This is a genomic window from Sciscionella marina DSM 45152, from assembly GCF_000379465.1.
GTDB lineage: Bacteria > Actinomycetota > Actinomycetes > Mycobacteriales > Pseudonocardiaceae > Sciscionella > Sciscionella marina.
Map to the genome: position 1 here is coordinate 46,356 of NZ_KB905436.1, position 17,930 is coordinate 64,285.

Below are 17,930 nucleotides of genomic sequence, written 5' to 3' on the forward strand. Positions count from 1 at the left end.
GGGACCGCCTGTCGACTTATTGTACATGAATCTAATAGCGGAGGTGTTCGATGACCGTGCGCAGGATCGAGGTGCCGGAACGGTTGGGCGCGCTCGCCGCGCTGCCCGGCTGTGATTACACGGTAGCGTTCGCCGCGCGGAGCGCCGAGCAGCGCAGCCCGGAGCAGTGGGCGCGCGCGGTCTTCGAGGGCGGTTCCCCGGTCATGCGGACCTTCCTGCGCACCGGCTGGTCGCTGGCGCTGGGTTTCCGGCTCGGCCCCAATGGTTCGCCGCAGCATGTGCTCGGCTGGCGCCTGGTCTCGGCGGACGACACCGCCGCGGTTGTCGAGCAGGAATCTCCTCTGATGCTCGCGCGCAATGTGTTCTGGCCGGACGGGGACCGCATCGTATGGGGCACCTTCGTGCGCTACCGCAACGGCGCGGCACGCCTGATCTGGCCGCCGGTATCGCTGGTGCACGTGCGCACCGCGCATCCCCTGCTGCGCAAGGCGGTCAGCGCACATCCCTGACCAGTTCCCCGATCCGCCCGCACAGCCATTCGCTCCACTGCTCGTGTTCGGGTTTCATCAGCACGCTGCGCAGGATCCGCCCGCCCGGCCGGTCGGCCCGCACCGGGTGCCCGCGCGCGGCCAGTGCCTCGGCGCTGACCCCGTAGGTGGCGAGGAAAACCGAATCCCCGGGTTCGGCGCTCATCCCCTTCTCCAGCACCTCGGCGCTGATCCGGTCCACATCGGAGAGTCGCTCCGCGCGCGGGAGATAGCCGAGAATGTCCAGTTCGGGACGCTGATAGGGAACGAGCAGGCCGGATTCGGTGAGCAGTTCATGCCAGCGCAGCGCGGCGCGCCTGCCGGGCCGCAGCACCGCGCCGAGCCCATCCGCGGTGAGCGGGAGCAGCCGCATGGTCAGCCATAGTGCGGCGGCCGCGGCACCGGCGCGCGAGCACTCCAGGGAGATCTCGCCCAGATGCAGCTCGTCCGAGGTGAAGTAGGTATAGGGCGAGTCGTGCCGGTAGAAGCGGCCGACCGAAGGATCGGCGTGCAGCACGGCACCGCAGCCGTAGGGCTGCAGCCCGTGTTTGTGCGGATCCACGACGACCGAATCGCAGGCGGCGATGGCGGTGTACGGGGCGGCGGTCACGCCATCGGGACCGTCATCGGCGATCAGGGTGAAGAAGCCGCCGTACGCCGCGTCCACGTGCAGCCGCACCCCGTAACGGTCGCGTAGTTCGAGTGCTTCGTGGACCGGGTCGATCGCGCCGAGCCCGGTGGTGCCCGCGGTGAGCACCACGGTGCCGATATTTTCCTGACGCAGCAAGGATTCCAGCGCGTCGAGGTCCATCCGGCCGGCCGCGTCGGTGGCCACCGGACGGGCGGGCACGCCGAGCAGGTGCGCCATCCGCGCGTGCGTGTAGTGCGCATCCGCGCTGTAGGCGATCGCGGTGCCCGGGCGCAGCTCACGCGCCACGAAGAGGGCCTCGAGGTTCGCGATGGTGCCGCTGGTGGTGAGGTGGCCCAGATGCGTGCCGAAACCGAACATGGCGGCGAGGCGAGCGATGACCTCGCGCTCCATCGCCGCGGTCGCCGGTCCCCCGTCCAGCGCGTGGTTGTTGGGGTTGATCAGCATCGCGGCCAGCTGCCCGGCAACAGCGGCCGGATGCGGTGGTTTGAGCATCTGGCCCGCGTACCGGGGATGGGCGAACGGGTAATTGTCCCGCAACCGGTCCAGCAGTTCACCGAACGCCGCGCCGAACTCACCGTCGCCCACCTCGAGCGCGGGGTGGGCGGCGAAGCCGCCGTACTCCGCCTCCCATTTCCCGATCTCGTCGATACCGTGCGCGAGCCAGTGCTTGAGGTCCACGATGACAATCTTGCCATCCACGGAGCCCGTTATCTGCCGAGCAGCCCCTTGGCGATATGGGTGACCTGTATTTCGTTGCTGCCCGCGTAGATCATCAGCGACTTCGCGTCCCTGGCGAGCTGTTCGACCCGGTATTCGGTCATGTATCCGTTGCCACCGAACAGTTGCACGGCCTCCATGGCGACCTCGGTGGCCGCCTGGGAGGAGTACAGCTTCATCGCCGAGGCCTCGGCCAGGCTCGGGGATTTGCCCGCACGGCCGGCCTCCAGGGCGTGGAAGACCATATTGCGCACGTTGATCCGGGCCACCTCCATGTTCGCCAGTTTGAGCTGGACGAGCTGGAAACTGCCGATATCCCGGCCCCACAAGCTGCGATTGTTCGCGTAGTCCACGCACAACCGCACGCATTCCTCGATGATGCCCAGCGACAGCGCGGCCACCCCGACCCGTTCGAGGGTGAAGCTGGACTTCACCTCGCTGGTGGTGTCCTCCCCGCTCGCCCGGTCCTCGGTCTCGCCGAGCAGGTGCTCGCGTCCGAGCCGGACGTCGTCGAAGAACAGTTCCCCGGTCGGGGAGGACATGATGCCCATCTTCTTGAACGGTTTGCCCTGGGTCAGGCCCGACATCCCGGATTCGAGCACGAAGGAGAGCACCTTGCGGTCCCGCACCGGAGTTCCGTCGCCCTCATCGAGCTTGGCGTAGACCACCAGCACATCGGCGTACGGGCCGTTGGTGATGAAGGTCTTCTGTCCATTGAGGACATAACCGTCTCCGTCCCTGCGAACCACGGTCTTCATCCCGCCGAGCGCGTCCGAGCCCGAATCCGGCTCGGTGATCGCCCAGGCTCCGACGTGTTCGAAGGTGGCCAGCTTCGGCAGCCAGCGCTCCTGCTGGGCCAGGGTGCCCTTGCTCATGATGGTCTGCGCGGTGAGCCCGATCGAGACGCCCATGGAGACCACGATGCCCAGGCTCACCCCGGCGAGCTCGCTGATCGCGATCATCGCCATGGACTCGTTACCGCCGAACGCCGATCCGCCACCGGAGCCGGAACTGGATTCCTTGCCCTGCTTGCGTTTCTCCAGCAGCTTGGTGGTCTGCTCGCGAGCCAGCGCGTCGATCCCGAAGGCGGCGAACAGCGTGCGGATCACCTCGTACGGGGGCAGCTCCCCGGATTCGAGCTCATCGGTGCGCGGGCGGATCTCCTTGTCGATGAACTCGCGGATCGAGTCCCGGATGAGCAGTTCGGTTTCCGACCATTCGATCATGCGATCAGGCCCATTCCCCGAGCCGCGAGGCGACATCGGTGATCGTCCACGGCCCCTCGGTCTCGGTGGTCTTGTCCACCGACCAGCCCTGCAGCTTCTGGATGGATCCGCCCTGCACGGCGAAAACCTGCCCGGTGTGCGGGCATTTCTCGGTCGCCAGGTAGGCCACGAGCGGGGAGATGTTCGCCGGGGAGAACGCGTCGAACTCGCCCTCGGGTACCTCCTGGCCGAAGATCGCCCCCATCCCGGGGGTGGCCAGGGTGAGCCGGGTGCGGGCGATCGGGGCGATCGCGTTGGCCCGGACCCCGTAGCGTTCGAGTTCCTGTGCCGCGACAAGGGTCATGGCCGCGATCCCGGCTTTCGCCGCCCCGTAGTTGACCTGACCGGCGTTCGGCAGCGTGGTCCCGGAGGCCGAGGCCGTGTTGACCACCGCGGCGGAAAGTTGTTCGCCCGCCTTGGATTTGGCCTTCCAGTACGCGGCCGCATGGTGCAGTACGGCGGCGTGCCCCTTCAGGTGCACCGCGATCACCGCGTCCCACTGGGATTCCTCGATCCCGGCGATGAACGCATCGCGCAGGATGCCCGCGTTGTTCACCAGCACATCGAGCTTGCCGAACTCCGCGACCGCCTGCTCGACGAGGTTCCTCGCGCCCGCCCATTCGGCGATGTTGTCCGTGTTCGCGGCCGCTTTCCCACCAGCGGCACGGATTTCGTCCACCACCTCCTGGGCGGGACCGGCGTCCGTTCCCGATCCGTCATTGGCCCCGCCGAGGTCGTTGACCACGACGCTGGCCCCCTCCTTCGCGAACAGCAGCGCGTGCTCGCGACCGATGCCCCGGCCGGCCCCGGTGATGACGGCGACCCGTCCGTCGAGTTCTCCCATGAAATCTTCGCTCCTATCCGGTGATCTCGGCGAGGCCGTCGGAGATGACCACGGTCTCGCCAACTGTCGTCTCGAAGGCGTAGCTCGTCACGCCGTCCTTCTCGCCCGCTTGCCACATCCGCGTCGTGATGTCCTGTCCGGGAAGCACCGGTTTCGCGAACCGCACCGCGAGCCTGCGCAGCCGCGCGGTCTCCGAGCCGGCGAGTTCGGTGAGCACCGCCCAGGAGGTGAACGCCTGGGTGCACAGTCCGTGCACGATGATCCCGGGCAGCCCGGCCTGTTTGGCGACCTCCTCATCCAGGTGGATCGGCATCGGGTCACCGGCGGCCGGGCTGTACCGGAAGGTCTGGTCCTCGTCCACGTGCGCGACGACCTTCGCCACGGGAGCGGAATCCCGCAGTCCTTCCGGGAACCGGTGTTCCGGTGCCTGTTCGCCGACCGTGCTCCCGGCATCGAAGCCGCGCACGAAGAAGGTGACGTACTGCTCGGTGACCAGTTCTCCCTCCGGGGTGCGGCTTTCCAGGTACACACAGGCGGGGGTGCCCTTACCGGTCCCGTGCCAGCCGGTCATCTTCCCTCTGGAGACCAGCTGATCCCCGGGCCGGATCGGGCGGTGGAACCGGAAATCCTGTTCCCCGTGTACCACGCGGCCGATGGTGCTCGGCGGAACCACCCCGAGTACCGGCTCCAGCAGCGACTCGAAGACCGGCACGATCGCGAACACCGGAGCAGCGACATCCCCGGCGCGGTGCGCGGGAATGGGATCGTTGCTGGCCTCCGCGTACTGCGCGATCCGCTCCCTGGTGACCTCGAAGGTCTTCGGCTCGTTCCAGGTGTGCAGCCCGGACTCGTCGAATGTCAGCTCTTCGCTCATCGATCCTCAATCAAGCAGTTCGGCGAATTTCGCCATGGATTCGTCGAGATTGTTCTTGCCGTCTTTTTCCACGGCCTTGCCGAGCGCCCCGGTGAGCATCTGCCCCTCGAATTCGGCGTCGATCGTGGCCAGGGTGCCACCATCGGAGGCGGCCACGCTCAGGGCGAAGCGGACCTTGACTCCGGCCATTCCGGTCCCGGAGATGGAAAGTTTGCTCGGTGCCTCGAATTCGTCCACAGTCCAGGTGATGGTGTTCGGCATGCCGAGCATGGTCACCACCTCGGTGGCCTGGGCTCCCTTGGCGAACTCACCGGGAACCTCGCCCTTCCACTTCGTGTGGATGGTGAGCCATTTCTCGAAATTGTTCGGATCCGAGAACTGTGCCCACACCTTGTCCGGCGCGGCATTCAGCTGAACCGACGCGTTGATCTTGCCCATGCGTTACTCCTTCACCGTCGCGCGCGCTGGTAGGCAGTGACCACCGCGGCACCGCCGAGACCGATGTTGTGCTGCAATGCCGCCGAAACCTCGGGAACCTGGCGTGCCTGGGAAGCTCCGCGCAGCTGCCAGGAAAGCTCGGCGCACTGGGCGAGACCGGTCGCGCCCAGCGGGTGCCCCTTGGAGATCAGCCCGCCGGAGGGGTTCACCACCCAGCGGCCGCCGTAGGTCGTCGCGCCATCGTCCACGAGTTTCCCGCCCTCGCCCGGCGCGCAGAGGCCGAGCGCCTCGTAGGTCAGCAACTCGTTGACCGAGAAGCAGTCGTGCAGCTCGATCACCTGGAAGTCCTCCGGGCCCAGTCCGCTCTGCTCGTACACCTCCCGCGCGGCCTGCACGGTCATATCGCAGCCGACGATGTTCTTCGCGGTGCCGTCGAAGGTGGAGGCGAAGTCGGTCGTCATGGACTGCCCGACGATTTCCACCGCCTGATCGGCGAGGTCGTGTTCGGCGACGAAGGCCTCGCTGGCCAGCACCGCGGCCGCGGACCCGTCCGAGGTCGGCGAGCACTGCAGTTTGGTCAGCGGTTCGTAGACCTCCCGCGAACCGAGAATGTCCTCGAGCGAGTACTCGTCCTGGAACTGCGAATAGGGATTGTTCACCGAATGCTTGTGGTTTTTCAGGCCGATCCTGGCGAACTGCTCGGCCGTGGTGCCGTGTTCGCTCATGTGTTCCCGCCCCGCGGCACCGAACATCCACGGCGCGGGCGGGAAAACCGGATCGTAGAGCTCGCACAGCGCCTGGATGTGGCGCATCATCGGCTGCTCGCGATCATCGAAGGTGGTGCCAAGCGATCCCGATTTCATCTTCTCGAAACCGAGCGCGAGCACGCAGTCCGCGAGCCCGCCGCGCACCGTCTCCGCCGCCAGGTAGAGCGCCGTGGAACCGGTGGAACAGTTGTTGTTCACGTTCACGATCGGAATACCGCTCAGCCCGAGTTCGTACACCGCGCGCTGTCCGGAGGTGGATTCCCCGTACACATAACCGACGAACGCGCGCCGCACGGATTCGTAGGGCACCCCCGCGTCCTCGAGCGCGCGCGTTCCCGACTGGCGCGCCATTTCCGGATAATCCCATTCCACCCGGCCGGGTTTTTCGAACTTCGTCATCCCGACACCGATGACGTACACCTTGTTCGCCACGACCACTCCTGATCTGTCGACGCTGACCGGGTTCAGGTTACATACTGGCATGCCGGTATGTAAATGGAAAGGTACGATCCCCCGTCGAGTGCGTCCGGGGACTCTCGTCCGTCGCGAGCGGGAGTCAGCGTGGCGAGGCGCTGGCCTGCGAAGGCACTGCGCCGAGATGACAGCGCAGCAGGACACGGAGCCGCCAGGCGTGCTCTTCGACGAGGGGAAGGGGATGTGATTCGTGGCTGCTCCGAGGCGGACCCAGGCCCAGCGGCGCGCCGAGACACGGCAGGCCCTGCTCGAGGCGACGATCGACTGCGTCGTGGAGCACGGCTACGGCAATGTGACGACCGCGCAGATCGCCCTGCGGGCCGGGGTGACCAGGGGTGCGCAGAACTACCACTTCTCCGCCAAGACCGAACTCGTCGCGGCCGCGCTCGAGCACCTGATGGATCAGCTCATCGAACAGGTGCGGCTGGATCCCCCGCGCGGGACGGACACCACCGAGCGCGCGCTGCTGCTGCTCGACCGGCTGTGGAACCTGCACGACACGCCCGCGTTCAAGGCGGCGACCGAGATCGCCATCGCCAGCCGCACCGACACCGAGCTGCGTGCCCGGCTCGCGGGGCTCAACCGCAGGCTGATCGGGATGATCCGGGGAATGCTGGACGAGACCTTCCCCGAACTGACGGGCAACGAGGACATCTACCCGATCATGCTGACCGTGCTCTCCGCGGTGCGCGGGGTCGCCGTGGTCGGGCTGATCGGCTCCCCGGAGTCCATCGAGTCGCTGTGGCGCATCGTGCGCGGTCAGCTGGAGCAACTCATCGCGCGCGCAGTGGACAAGGCGGTGGGCAAGAGTGCGTCCGGGAGCCCTCGTCCATAGCGAGCGGGAGTCCGATCAGCGGGTGCCCTGCGGGACACCCGCGCCAGAGATCGGCAAGGCGGAGGATTGAGCCGCACGCGAAGGTATCTCGCCGACGTCCACCCGAAGGTACTTCGCCAAGGTCCATGCGAAGGTACTTCGCCAACGTCCATGCGAAGGTACTTCGCCAACGTCACAGCGCGGCAGGACATGGAGCTCCCAGGCGTGCTCCGGGCCTCGGTCGCCGGGTGACGGCCCGTACTGGAAGACTGCTCGCCGTGGAATATCAGCTCATCGCCGAGATCACCGCACCACAGGGTGCACCCGAACTGGACCCGCTGCAGCAGCTCGGGGTCGTCACGCTGATCGACGAACAACTGGACGCGCTCGCCGGGGTGGACGGACCCGACGGGGTCGCCGTCGAAGCGCTCGATCATCAGGTCAGCGGGCAACCGGACGGCGCGGTGGTCACCATGGTCATGGAGGCCCCCGCGCTGGCCTTCGCCGAGGACGGGGCACGCGCGGTGCTCGGCGAGCTGCTCGCCGAAACCCCACTGCTGCCCGGCTGGCAGCTCACCCGCTGCGCGGTGACCGCCAGCGACGCGGATCTGGCCACCGCGGTGCACGGGGACGGCGACCGGGCCGCTGAGGGGGAGGAAGAAGCAGCGGAGGAGGGACAGGATCTCGCCGAGCGGCGCACCCACCTGCTCTCTTATGCCGAGCGGTTGCGGGCCCTTCCCCCGGAGCTGTTCGGCACCGAGGACGAGGAGGTCACCGAGCAGCACGCGGCCTACCTGGCCGGGGCGCTGCTCGAGGGACTGGAGATCCTCACCGATGAGCTGTTCGCCGACATCCAGATCCTGCGTGAGACCGAGGAACCGGTCAGCGAGCAGGACGGTCTGTGGGTGCTCGACCAGCTGCCCGGCAGGCACGCGGAGCGGTACACGGCCCTGTTCGCCCAGCAGTTCCTGGTGACCACCGCGATCCTGGGGCACCGGCTCTGCGGACCGGAGTGGTCCGGTCCCTCGTGTCCGGCGGAGGCACTGGCCCTGCACCTGGTCAAGTCCCTCGCACTGGGGCAGCTGGACCTTGCCGGGCTGCTCGACGAGCTTCCGGTGGAGCGCATGCTCGCCGCCTTCGACGCGCGGGTGTTCGCCAATCTCGACCACGAATGGCTCTACGAACCGGACGAGTCGCACGGCCCCGCATTCGAGGACTGGTTCGGCCCGTACCCGGATCAGGAGGGGATCGTCCACCCCTATCTCATCGAGGAGCCCGCCGAGCAGGAGGCATGAGTACGGACGGCAGCGCGGGGGACGCCGACTACGGGCGGATCGGCGCGGGCTATGCGCACTACCGCCGTCCGGATCCGCGCATCGCCGCGCCCATCCAGGCCGCGCTCGGCGGCGCCCGCACCGTGCTCAACGTCGGCGCGGGCACCGGTTCCTACGAACCGGCCGATCGAGAGGTCACCGCGGTCGAGCCCTCGGCGACCATGCGGGCCCAGCGCGCGGATTCCACCGCGGTGGACGCGAACGCGGAGGATCTGCCGTTCGCGGACGATTCCTTCGATGCCGCGATGACCACGTTCAGCGTGCACCAGTGGAGCGATCCGGAGACTGGGCTGCGCGAGATGCGCCGGGTCAGCAGGGGTCCGGTGTTGGTGCTGACCTGCGATCCGGAACGGCTGCACCGGTTCTGGCTCACCGAGTACGTTCCCGAGGTCATCGAGGTGGAGGCCCGGCGCTATCCCGCGATCGCCCGGCTGCGCGGCGCGCTCGGCGAACACACCACGAGCACCGTGATCCCGGTGCCGCTGGACTGCGTCGACGGGTTCAACGAGGCCTACTACGGGCGCCCGGAGTCCTTCCTCGACCCGCGGGCGCTGCGGGCCTGCTCGGCGTGGAGCTTCGTCCCGGACCAGGATCGGCAGCGCGGCCTGGAACGACTGCGTGCCGAGCTCGCCGACGGCACCTGGGATCGCCTGCACGGACACCTGCGCACGCAGCCGAGCTTCGCCGGTTCGCTGATGCTCGTGACGGCGGCGGAAAAACTTCCGCCGGGGATGTCGAGAATCGGTGAACGGCTCCGTCCCCGGGGCGAACGTGGCCAGAATGGGTCACGACCGACACCGAGGAGAACCTCATGGCCAAGTACCTGATGCTCAAGCACTACCGGGGCGCTCCGGCCGCGGTCAACAACATCCCCATGGACCAGTGGACGCCGGAGGAGATCTCGGCGCACATGCGGTACATGAACGAGTTCGCGGCCCGGCTGGAGCAGACCGGTGAGTTCGTCGATGCCCAGGCGCTCGCCCCGGAAGGCACTTTCGTCCGCTACGACGGCGAGGGGCGCCCGCCGGTCACCGATGGTCCGTTCGCCGAGACCAAGGACCTGATCGCGGGCTGGATGGTCATCGACGTGGAGGGCTACGAGCGGGCCGTGGAACTGGCCGGGGAACTGTCCGCGGCGCCCGGGGCCGCCGGGAAACCGATCCACGAATGGCTCGAACTGCGCCCGTTCCTGAACGAGCGGCCATCGGTGACCGAATGACAGTGTCCGGATGAACAGGGAACTGCTGCGGGAACTCGTTCCCGCGGTGATCGGCGTCCTCGTCCGCCGCGGGGCCGAGTTCGCGACGGCCGAGGACGCCGTGCAGGACGCGCTGGTGCGGGCACTGGAAACCTGGCCACGGGATCCGCCACGGGATCCGAAGGGCTGGCTGATCACGGTCGCCTGGAACCGCTTCCTGGACACGACCCGGGCCGACACCGCCCGGCGCAGGCGCGAGGACCTGCTGGACGGTGAACCGAAACCCGGGCCTGTGTCAACCGTGGATGACACGCTCGGGCTCTATTTTCGGTGCGCCCATCCGGCGCTGACGCCCTCGTCCGCGGTCGCGCTCACCCTGCGGGCGCTCGGCGGGCTGACCACCCGGCAGATCGCCGAGGCCTATCTGGTGCCCGAGGCGACCATGGCGCAGCGCATCAGCCGCGCCAAGCGCACCGTCTCGGGCGCACGGTTCGACCGGCCCGGGGATGTGGGCACCGTGCTGCGCGTGCTCTACCTGGTATTCAACGAGGGGTACTCGACAGCGGTGGATCTCGCGGCCGAGGCGATCCGGCTCACCAGGATGCTCGCGGCCGGGTACGACCATCCCGAGGTCTCCGGGCTGCACGCGCTGATGCTGCTGCACCACGCCCGGCGGGCGAGCCGGACCGCGGCGGACGGCAGCCTGATCCCGCTCGCCGAACAGGACCGTGACCGGTGGGACACCGGGATGATCGCCGAGGGCGTCGGGATCCTGCAGGCGGCGCTGGCCCGCGATCGGCTCGGCGAGTTTCAGGCCCAGGCCGCGATAGCTGAATCAGATTTGTTGATGTAATCGTTATCCGTCGACGTATCCCACCCGTCTCTGAGCCGCCTCGGCGGCGAGGCGGGGTGAGAGCAGCTTCCGTACTGGTTGCGCGCCTGTCTCGGTGTGCCGCGCCGGTTGTTGCGCATATTTTCTGCCTTCGGTTGAGTAGTTCTACTCATGCCTTTTGCGCGTTCGATCGTTTACGCTCGGCAGTGGGTGGTCGACATGCGTGGAGGGAAATGTGGCTGGTGACCTTGGGGTGGTTTCGCCTGCGATGCGCGCGTATGCGCAGCGGGCGGGCGCGGCTGGCGGGAAGATCAGCGGTATCGATCTGGCGAGTGGGTTCGGCAAGATCGGTTCCGCATTGCCGGGTGGCACCGCTGGCGCCGCCGCGTCAGGTTGTTCACTGACGCAGGAGGTCCCGGCGTGGGGCAAGGCGATCGCTGCACAGGGGGCGAAGGTGGGTGCCGCCGACGACAGCTATTCGGCGAACGAGCTCGATAGCAGCGATCGGTTCAAAGGCGTACACGTCGAGGGCAGCGCGAGAGCCGATGGGGGTCGGTGAACATGGTTTCGATCAGCGATATCCGAAAATGGAACGCCGACCAACTCGAACAAGCCCGCAGCGAAGTCCAGCGCGAACTTCAAGTACTGACCAGCGAGGGTGATGAATTCGCCGGGACGAAGATCAGCGAAGGCGACTGGACTGGCAAGAGTTCCGCGAGCGCGATGGCCGCGCACGACAAACTTCTCCAACAGGGGGATCGCCACGCGGCCGGGCTGGCAGCGATCGTCAAAGGGCTGGCGCAGGCATCCGATGCGGTCCGGCCACTGCCGCGTCAGATCAACGAGGCCGAAGAACTCGGCCGCAAATACGGCTTTCAGGTCGGCGAGAACGGTGACGTGACCGACACCTTCGCCGGTAAGCCCCTGCCGCCGGACATCCATCCCGAAGACCGTGAGCGCGCCAAGCAAGAGATCACCGCGAAACTCGAACAGGTCGTACGCACCGCAACCGATATCGATGCCGATCTGGCGGGTGTGTTCGGCAAGGCGGGAGCGGGTCAATACGGAGTCGGGCAAACGGGGAACCTCACCACGGCAGCCGCAGCGGGCACTGCCGCCATGGCGCTGACAACTCCCGATCCGCCAGCAGGTGGCACAGCTGCCCAGAATGCTGCCTGGTGGGGCACCTTGTCCAAAGCTGAGCAGGGCGCGGCTATTGGGGCCACGCCGGACAAGATCGGCAACCTGAACGGGGTTCCCGCCGTTGCGCGGTCGCAGGCCAACATGAACCGGATCCCGGCGATGCGAGCGCGACTGATGCAGCGGCTCAAGAACAGCGGCAGCGTTGACGAGATCAAGAGCATTGAGGCAAAGCTCAAGTCGCTCGACAAGATCAAAGAAACCATGCACCGTGGCAATCGATCGCTGCTTGTGCTCGATGACACCCATCCACGGATGGAAGCAGCGATCGGAATCGGCGATGTCGACGGCGCGAAGAACGTTAACGTCTTCACCCCCGGCTTCACCACCACAGTCGACGGTTCCATCAAGGGTTACGACAGCGCCATGGCCGATCTTCTACAGAAGGAGAATTACCTCAACAGGGTGCATGGAGGTGGTTCGAACGCCGCTGTGACCTGGATCGGTTACCAGGCACCCCAAGCGGACGAGGTGGCCAGTAGCCAATCGGTAGCGCTTCCACAGGCGGCGCAACACGGTGGGAACAAGCTTGCTGGTTTTCTCAGCGGAGTCGGCGTTGCACACGAAGCCAACAACGCACCCCTGCATCTCACTGCGCTGGGGCACTCATATGGTTCCACCACGACCGGGGAAGCGCTCGGCCACAACACACCCGCCAACGACGCCGTGCTCTTCGGATCGCCCGGTGAGGGCTGGAACAAGCCACATGTCAACGGCGGGCACATCTACAGTGAACAGGCCGCGACCGACTACGTACCAGCAGCCGGACACACCTCAGACCTGTTCCACCTCCCCACCAGCCCCGGCGGACCACTTGGACCCGACACCTACAGCGACCCGAACATCCAACACATGAGCACCAACATCAAGGCAAACCCAGAGGGCGGAGACCCACTGGCGCCAGCATTCGGACACAGCGAATATCTGAACAACGGGACCACCAGCCAATACAACATGGCCGCAGTCGGATCCGGGCACTCTGAGCTAGTGAAACCCGAAACCGAAGGAGACCGGATGCTACGCGACGCCAGCTACTTCACTCCCGGATTCATGTTTGGTACACCAAAATGACAATGAAGAACACCATCGCTACTTTCACCCTTGCGGCTTCCCTGCTAACGATTGTCGGCTGTGGTGCCGTAACAGACGATCCCCCTTCCAACGGAGTTGATATGCAACACCCGGATGAAGCCTTCGCTAAGTTGGCGAAGCTCCCTTCGATCGATGAAGCTGTCCAACAGTATGAACAACTTGGCTCGCAAATCAGGCAAGAACTGTCGCAGGAGATCCCCGACCTAACGGCATGGAAGGACTCGCAAGATAGCGTCGGCGGTAGCGGCTGCTTCAATGAGGAAGACGGCGAGAAGCGACACTTGCCCGACTATGTGGTCCAAAAAGGGGTAACGGACCAACAATATGAACAGGCCCTGCAAATCATCGGAAAGATGGCAAAACCGATCGGGTTCGGAGACAAACCGCAGCGCTTTCATGATTCACCCGGAAAGCATGATTCATCATTCTTTAATCCTCGAGACAATACAACAATCTCGTTCGGAACTGGAAAAGCAACCGTCCTACAGATATCCGTTGGCTGTCACCTGACTCCTGAGGCAAAGAAGCGCGGGCATCCATCCGAGTCGTGAGAAGAGGTTACATCGTGGAAGACGTCGAGTCAGACCATGATCCGCCGCGTGAGTCGATGCGTGAGGTGAAGAAGGGTGACGAGGACGCTGCGGAGAAGGTACTCAAAGGTTTGGAAGATATGCCGTCCGCGTTCGATGCGGAGACAGTGGGGAGTGCGGAGACGGCGCGGGCGTTCAACGATGCCCTGAGCACCCTGTTCAAGAACACGGCGCGGCAGGCCGCCGACCTGCGTGTGCTTGCGGACAAGATCGACCCGGAGACGGGCACCTTCGACGGCGTCTCAATCGAGCGGCAGCAGGCCGGGCCAACCGACTAGTCGCGCTCACACTCCGGGGGTGAGTGGTGCTGAGGTTGGTTGTGGGAGCGCGTTGAGGCAGCTCATGCAGGGCATGCCAGTAAAGCTGGTCAGCAGGTCGACGGTGCCGGGCTCGAAGCTTTCCCCGCAGTAAGCAACCAGGCGCTCACATACCTCATCGGGGACGGGGACGAGGTGGACCGTGCGGCGGGTTTCCTCGACGATGCCCTTGCGTAGTCGGACCCGCAGGATGGGCAGCTGATCAGGCTGCACGGTGGTGCGTGGTGTGCCGGGCGCGGTGGACGCGGATGGTTCCGGCGCACCCACGACAGCGTGTAGCGGGGACTGTGGCCAGTGCGGCGGGATGAAAGCGAGCACCGCATAGTGCCTGGTATTCGCCGAGTTGATCGGCGATGGTGTCCGCCATGTCATGCCCGGTCACGGCGTGCTCGGTGCCGATGGGGTCGGTGATCCAGCAGTAGGAGAACCGGTGCGCGGTCTTCATGGTCAGCCTCGTGAGGTCGTTCCGGAGGTGGAGGGCACCCGACGCCAGGGTTTTGGATGGTCGGCAGCACGGAGGGCTGTCGCCCGCAACCGGTGCCTGCTCCTGACGTCGGGTGCCACCGTCGACTCAACCGGTTGGGAAGCGTGCAGCCCACGGCGAAAAGGGCGAAACTTTTCGGCAGAAATGTCGCACTATGGGGTCTGAACTGCGGAATCTGGTACTGTCTAGACATGGCAGTCGCACATCGGCGCGCGTTCGCCACGGCTCGCAAGGCCGCCGGGCACACTCAGGAAAGCCTTGCCGGGATGCTGCACATCGACCGTTCGACGGTGATCCGCTGGGAGGCAGGGGAAACCACGCCGGTGGCGTACCTGTGGCCGAAGCTCGCGCACTCGCTCGGGGTCTCGCACGAGCGGTTGCAGGACTTGCTTGCCGCATCGCGCCGCGATGAGGGACCGCTGTCCGGTTTGGCAGCGGTGTGCGCTTGGATCGATACTCAGACCAGTTGGAAACCGGGCACGGCGCGGGAAAAGGTTGCGGATCGGTGGTCGCGGTTGGACGTGACCACGGTGTACGAGCGCAGTGCACATCGGACGGGGACCAGTCGTGAGGCCGCGATGCGGATACTCGCCGAGTACTACGGCGGGGACGCGCTCCATCGGGCCAGTTTCGGTGGACAGAACATCGTGACCACGATCGCGACGCGGCCGGAATGGCTCAACGGAGGGCCAACCACGGCGCGGTTCGAGGCGACAGGGGATACTCGCCGTGTCTCGCTGGATGGCACGGCGGCGCGCGCGGCCGTTGAACGGCTGGCCGAGGGGCTTGTGCTCGACATCCGGTTTACCGATGCACAGATCTACCGGCTCCTCGGGATCGAGGACGAAGTGGTGTTCGGCCCTGCCCGCTTCGCCGAGTACGCCGTCACCAGTGACCTGCTGGAAGCCGAGCTCGTGGATAGCCTGGCACGCAACGGAAAGATGCCGCTACGCGACCGTTGGCTACCGGATCTGACGAGTGTGTTCGATCTGCGCGGCCGCCTGTGTGCAGGTGGCGTGGCCACCTTGTGTGCGTTCGCACGCCCCACTGATGCGCGCCGCCCCGAACCCGACTATGCCCTCGTTGTCCAGAAGCGTTCCGGACGTGTGCTCAACGCGACCGGAAAGCTTGCGGTGGTCCCGAAAGGCTTCCATCAGCCGATGACCGATCCGCGGGCAGACGTCGCGATCGCGGAGACCGTGCGCCGCGAGCTTGAGGAAGAACTGTTCGCGCGTACCGACGTGGACAACACGCTCGGCGAAACCCGCGCAGCCGACCCCATGCACCCGTCCCGCCTCTCCGAACCATTGCGGTGGCTGACCGAACACGACGCCCTACGCATCGAACAGACCGGATTCGGCATCAACCTCGTCAGCGGCAACTACGAGTTCGCCACCCTTGCGGTGGTTGACGATCCGGAGTTCTGGACCCGATACGGCGGGGCCATCGAAGCCAACTGGGAAGCGGACGGACTCCAGCTCTACTCAACCGGTGACGACACGGCCCTTGCCGAGTTGGTCACAGACGAGTCATGGAGCAACGAAGGACTGTTCGCGCTCCTGCAAGGAGCCCGATATCTGAGTGAGCGTGGGTGCCTTGAATACCTTGGAGGAATGTAAGGTGGTCGTGTTGCACGGTGAAACGACTGAACCGTTGCGCAGATGGCTCGGCGGGCTGCATGGTTCTGATCAAGGTTGCTGGAGGCTGGTTCAGCGGCTGTGCCAAGGTGATCATCGATGAGTGATAAACACGATGGCAGGCACATAATTGAACGATCACAGCGCGTTACCGAGATGATTCGTCCAAGTCTGCGAGATGGTGATGTACGGCGTGCAGTGCGTGCCTCGCTATCGGCACAGCATCAAGTCGTAGCTGAAGAGACCATGCCATTGTTGCTGGACGAATTGGTGATAGGTGAGCATGGCAGGATCGATCTGGCCTTGGTTACAGAAAGCACGCACGGGTTCGAGCTAAAAAGTGACCATGATTCACTAACGCGGCTACCGCGTCAGATGCACACTTATAGTCGAATTTTCGATTTCTGCACATTGGTAGTTACTCCTCGCCATCTCGCTGCTGCTCGTGCGCGGTTACGAAGGGGCTGGGGATTATCCGTAGTAGAGGTTACGGCAGGCGGGGAGGTACGATACAGCCCCATACGCTCGGCTCGACCAAACCGCGCTGTCCGGGCTGAAGAGTTAGTGCAACTGCTTTGGCGAGCGGAAGCCCTGGCCGCGTTAGAGGCGGTCGGAGCCGCGACCGGATACAGGTCGAAGCCCCGAACCGACCTGTGGGATCGACTTTGCGAAGTCATCGCTCTGGACGAATTGAAAACCATCGTTCGTACTGCTCTCAGGGAACGCCGAGGCTGGCGAGACGGTACGAGACGACATGCAAGTGATGCGAAACTCCGGCCCGAAGATATGTCATCGCGTTTCCTGGCCCGTCGTGTCCGTGCGCCACAGCGCTAATGTAGTGGTCACCGGGACTGAACTGAGCCGTAGCGAAGTACTGTGCAGCAGCTAGGTCAACGGCCAAGGCCTGATACTGCTGGCCAGGGCGCTTGCGTTCGTGCCCGCGATGCACCTTCCACATGCGGTCGTGGGTGTACTTGATATTCGGAATTGGTGGAAACGGGGCTTGGTCATGAGTGGGGACACCGATAGCGTAGTCAGCATAAGTGAGCGGGAGCACGGTGTAGCTACCTGTCACCAGGTCAAATGTGTTCGCATCATTACGGTGCAACTCACCTACCGAGCCCTTTCCAACGGAGGATAGATCAATGGGGAAAGCCGACAAGGCTACGACAAGGCTGCGCCAGGTCGTACTGCTGGGCAGCATCTGTAACGCCTGACTGACGGCTGCCGCCCTAACGGATGGTGTCCCAGCCACAAGCCCGGCATCAACGACTAGGTCCACGGACGCAGGCGATACGCTGCACGCAGACAGGACGTCGTCCACTTCACCGTTCAGTGCGTTACCAAACTCCAATATCTCTTCAACATCTAGTCGTAGCACGAGGCCACGGCCTTGCGCGGCGACGATGGACCTCACGGTGGACAACAACGATGCAGGTTCGCTTGTCGTGATGACCGGAACCGCCGACACCTCTGTTTCCAGACATGCGAACAAACTATCAACGGCCGCAGCAAATGGCCGCTCATCCATGTTGTGGACGTTAAGGCTGTGCACCCAGACGACACCGCTCGATGCAGGCCACGCCTGGATCAACTTGGTTGAAGCATTCCTTGGATCTACTACCTCAAACAGGGGAACCACGTTGTCGAGTCGACACGATTTGACTGCACCAAGCTCACCTGCCTTGCATTTCAGAATAGCTACGTAATCGGTCCATGTGAGCGGTCTATTTGCAGCCACCATAAAGGGCAGTATAGGAATCGAGAGTGCTCAAATGTATCGCCAAAACTCCACTCACACCAACGGAGCAATCAAACCACACGAACAGCCCAACCTGCCACGAGATATAATACGGACAGCCAATATCAGCAGC

General features: G+C 65.0%; 20 protein-coding genes and 1 pseudogene. 12 read left to right on the top strand and 9 right to left on the bottom strand.

Annotation, left to right across the window (positions count from 1 at the left end):
* Positions 1 to 50: 50 nt before the first annotated feature.
* A complete protein-coding gene (locus tag A37U_RS47130) occupies positions 51 to 509 on the top strand; it encodes a hypothetical protein (protein WP_020501552.1) in 459 nt (152 codons plus the stop codon).
* Here A37U_RS47130 and A37U_RS0136225 read toward each other — a convergent pair.
* Genes A37U_RS0136225 through A37U_RS0136250 form a run of 6 tightly spaced genes read right to left on the bottom strand, consistent with a single transcriptional unit; the run spans position 493 to position 6,516 of the window.
* A complete protein-coding gene (locus A37U_RS0136225) occupies positions 493 to 1,857 on the bottom strand; it encodes a pyridoxal phosphate-dependent decarboxylase family protein (protein ID WP_020501553.1) in 1,365 nt (454 codons plus the stop codon). The two genes, A37U_RS47130 and A37U_RS0136225, sit on opposite strands and share 17 nt — an antisense overlap.
* Before the next feature lie 29 nt (positions 1,858 to 1,886).
* Positions 1,887 to 3,122 (bottom strand): acyl-CoA dehydrogenase family protein, encoded by a 1,236-nt coding sequence (locus A37U_RS0136230; RefSeq protein WP_020501554.1) that lies wholly within the window; start codon positions 3,120 to 3,122, stop codon positions 1,887 to 1,889.
* A gap of 4 nt (positions 3,123 to 3,126) precedes the next feature.
* Positions 3,127 to 4,005: an SDR family oxidoreductase gene (locus A37U_RS0136235; RefSeq protein WP_020501555.1), complete on the bottom strand. Its 879-nt coding sequence runs from the start codon at positions 4,003 to 4,005 to the stop codon at positions 3,127 to 3,129.
* A gap of 13 nt (positions 4,006 to 4,018) precedes the next feature.
* Positions 4,019 to 4,879 carry a MaoC/PaaZ C-terminal domain-containing protein gene (locus A37U_RS0136240; RefSeq protein WP_020501556.1) on the bottom strand — a complete coding sequence of 287 codons (861 nt, stop codon included), beginning with the start codon at positions 4,877 to 4,879 and terminating at the stop codon, positions 4,019 to 4,021.
* 6 nt (positions 4,880 to 4,885) lie between these two features.
* Complete coding sequence (locus tag A37U_RS0136245) at positions 4,886 to 5,317, bottom strand: type II toxin-antitoxin system Rv0910 family toxin (RefSeq protein ID WP_020501557.1); 432 nt, start codon at positions 5,315 to 5,317, stop codon at positions 4,886 to 4,888.
* 11 nt (positions 5,318 to 5,328) lie between these two features.
* Positions 5,329 to 6,516 carry a lipid-transfer protein gene (locus tag A37U_RS0136250; protein ID WP_020501558.1) on the bottom strand — a complete coding sequence of 396 codons (1,188 nt, stop codon included), beginning with the start codon at positions 6,514 to 6,516 and terminating at the stop codon, positions 5,329 to 5,331.
* Between the two features lie 232 nt (positions 6,517 to 6,748).
* Between A37U_RS0136250 and A37U_RS48870 the strand changes: the two genes are divergently transcribed.
* The 9 genes and pseudogenes from A37U_RS48870 to A37U_RS0136295 all read left to right on the top strand — a co-directional run bounded on the left by A37U_RS48870 (position 6,749) and on the right by A37U_RS0136295 (position 13,896).
* Positions 6,749 to 7,393 (top strand): TetR/AcrR family transcriptional regulator, encoded by a 645-nt coding sequence (locus tag A37U_RS48870; RefSeq protein ID WP_020501559.1) that lies wholly within the window; start codon positions 6,749 to 6,751, stop codon positions 7,391 to 7,393.
* 227 nt (positions 7,394 to 7,620) lie between these two features.
* A complete protein-coding gene (locus A37U_RS0136260; protein WP_157183257.1) occupies positions 7,621 to 8,667 on the top strand; it encodes a hypothetical protein in 1,047 nt (348 codons plus the stop codon).
* Entirely contained in the window at positions 8,664 to 9,533 is an 870-nt protein-coding gene (locus A37U_RS0136265) for a class I SAM-dependent methyltransferase (RefSeq protein ID WP_020501561.1), read from the top strand. Before A37U_RS0136260 ends, A37U_RS0136265 begins: the two co-directional genes overlap by 4 nt.
* Positions 9,518 to 9,925, top strand: coding sequence for a YciI family protein (locus A37U_RS0136270; protein ID WP_020501562.1), 408 nt, complete (start codon positions 9,518 to 9,520; stop codon positions 9,923 to 9,925). Before A37U_RS0136265 ends, A37U_RS0136270 begins: the two co-directional genes overlap by 16 nt.
* A 10-nt stretch (positions 9,926 to 9,935) precedes the next feature.
* A pseudogene (locus tag A37U_RS47140) lies at positions 9,936 to 10,736 on the top strand (RNA polymerase sigma factor); the annotation flags it as partial.
* 235 nt (positions 10,737 to 10,971) lie between these two features.
* Complete coding sequence (locus A37U_RS0136280) at positions 10,972 to 11,295, top strand: hypothetical protein (RefSeq protein ID WP_157183258.1); 324 nt, start codon at positions 10,972 to 10,974, stop codon at positions 11,293 to 11,295.
* Between the two features lie 2 nt (positions 11,296 to 11,297).
* A complete protein-coding gene (locus A37U_RS0136285; protein WP_040589762.1) occupies positions 11,298 to 13,007 on the top strand; it encodes an alpha/beta hydrolase in 1,710 nt (569 codons plus the stop codon).
* Between the two features lie 2 nt (positions 13,008 to 13,009).
* Positions 13,010 to 13,579, top strand: a complete 570-nt coding sequence (locus A37U_RS50645; protein ID WP_157183259.1) for an LppA family lipoprotein — start codon at positions 13,010 to 13,012, stop codon at positions 13,577 to 13,579.
* 14 nt (positions 13,580 to 13,593) lie between these two features.
* Positions 13,594 to 13,896 carry a hypothetical protein gene (locus tag A37U_RS0136295; protein WP_157183260.1) on the top strand — a complete coding sequence of 101 codons (303 nt, stop codon included), beginning with the start codon at positions 13,594 to 13,596 and terminating at the stop codon, positions 13,894 to 13,896.
* 6 nt (positions 13,897 to 13,902) lie between these two features.
* On the opposite strand, the gene A37U_RS50650 is transcribed toward A37U_RS0136295, so the two are convergent.
* Positions 13,903 to 14,148 carry a hypothetical protein gene (locus A37U_RS50650; protein WP_240437794.1) on the bottom strand — a complete coding sequence of 82 codons (246 nt, stop codon included), beginning with the start codon at positions 14,146 to 14,148 and terminating at the stop codon, positions 13,903 to 13,905.
* Entirely contained in the window at positions 14,138 to 14,380 is a 243-nt protein-coding gene (locus tag A37U_RS0136300) for a hypothetical protein (protein ID WP_020501568.1), read from the bottom strand. The genes A37U_RS50650 and A37U_RS0136300 overlap by 11 nt, the downstream gene beginning before the upstream one ends.
* Before the next feature lie 230 nt (positions 14,381 to 14,610).
* Between A37U_RS0136300 and A37U_RS0136305 the strand changes: the two genes are divergently transcribed.
* Together A37U_RS0136305 and A37U_RS55220 are read left to right on the top strand one after the other, a co-directional pair.
* The gene (locus A37U_RS0136305) at positions 14,611 to 16,038 is read left to right on the top strand and encodes a helix-turn-helix transcriptional regulator (RefSeq protein ID WP_083934188.1); all 1,428 of its coding nucleotides are present in this window, start codon (positions 14,611 to 14,613) and stop codon (positions 16,036 to 16,038) included.
* Positions 16,039 to 16,212: 174 nt separating this feature from the next.
* Positions 16,213 to 16,890 (top strand): sce7726 family protein, encoded by a 678-nt coding sequence (locus tag A37U_RS55220; protein WP_420806281.1) that lies wholly within the window; start codon positions 16,213 to 16,215, stop codon positions 16,888 to 16,890.
* On the opposite strand, the gene A37U_RS50655 is transcribed toward A37U_RS55220, so the two are convergent.
* Positions 16,772 to 17,800 (bottom strand): beta family protein, encoded by a 1,029-nt coding sequence (locus A37U_RS50655; protein WP_083934189.1) that lies wholly within the window; start codon positions 17,798 to 17,800, stop codon positions 16,772 to 16,774. The genes A37U_RS55220 and A37U_RS50655 overlap by 119 nt on opposite strands.
* Between the last annotated feature and the right edge of the window lie 130 nt (positions 17,801 to 17,930).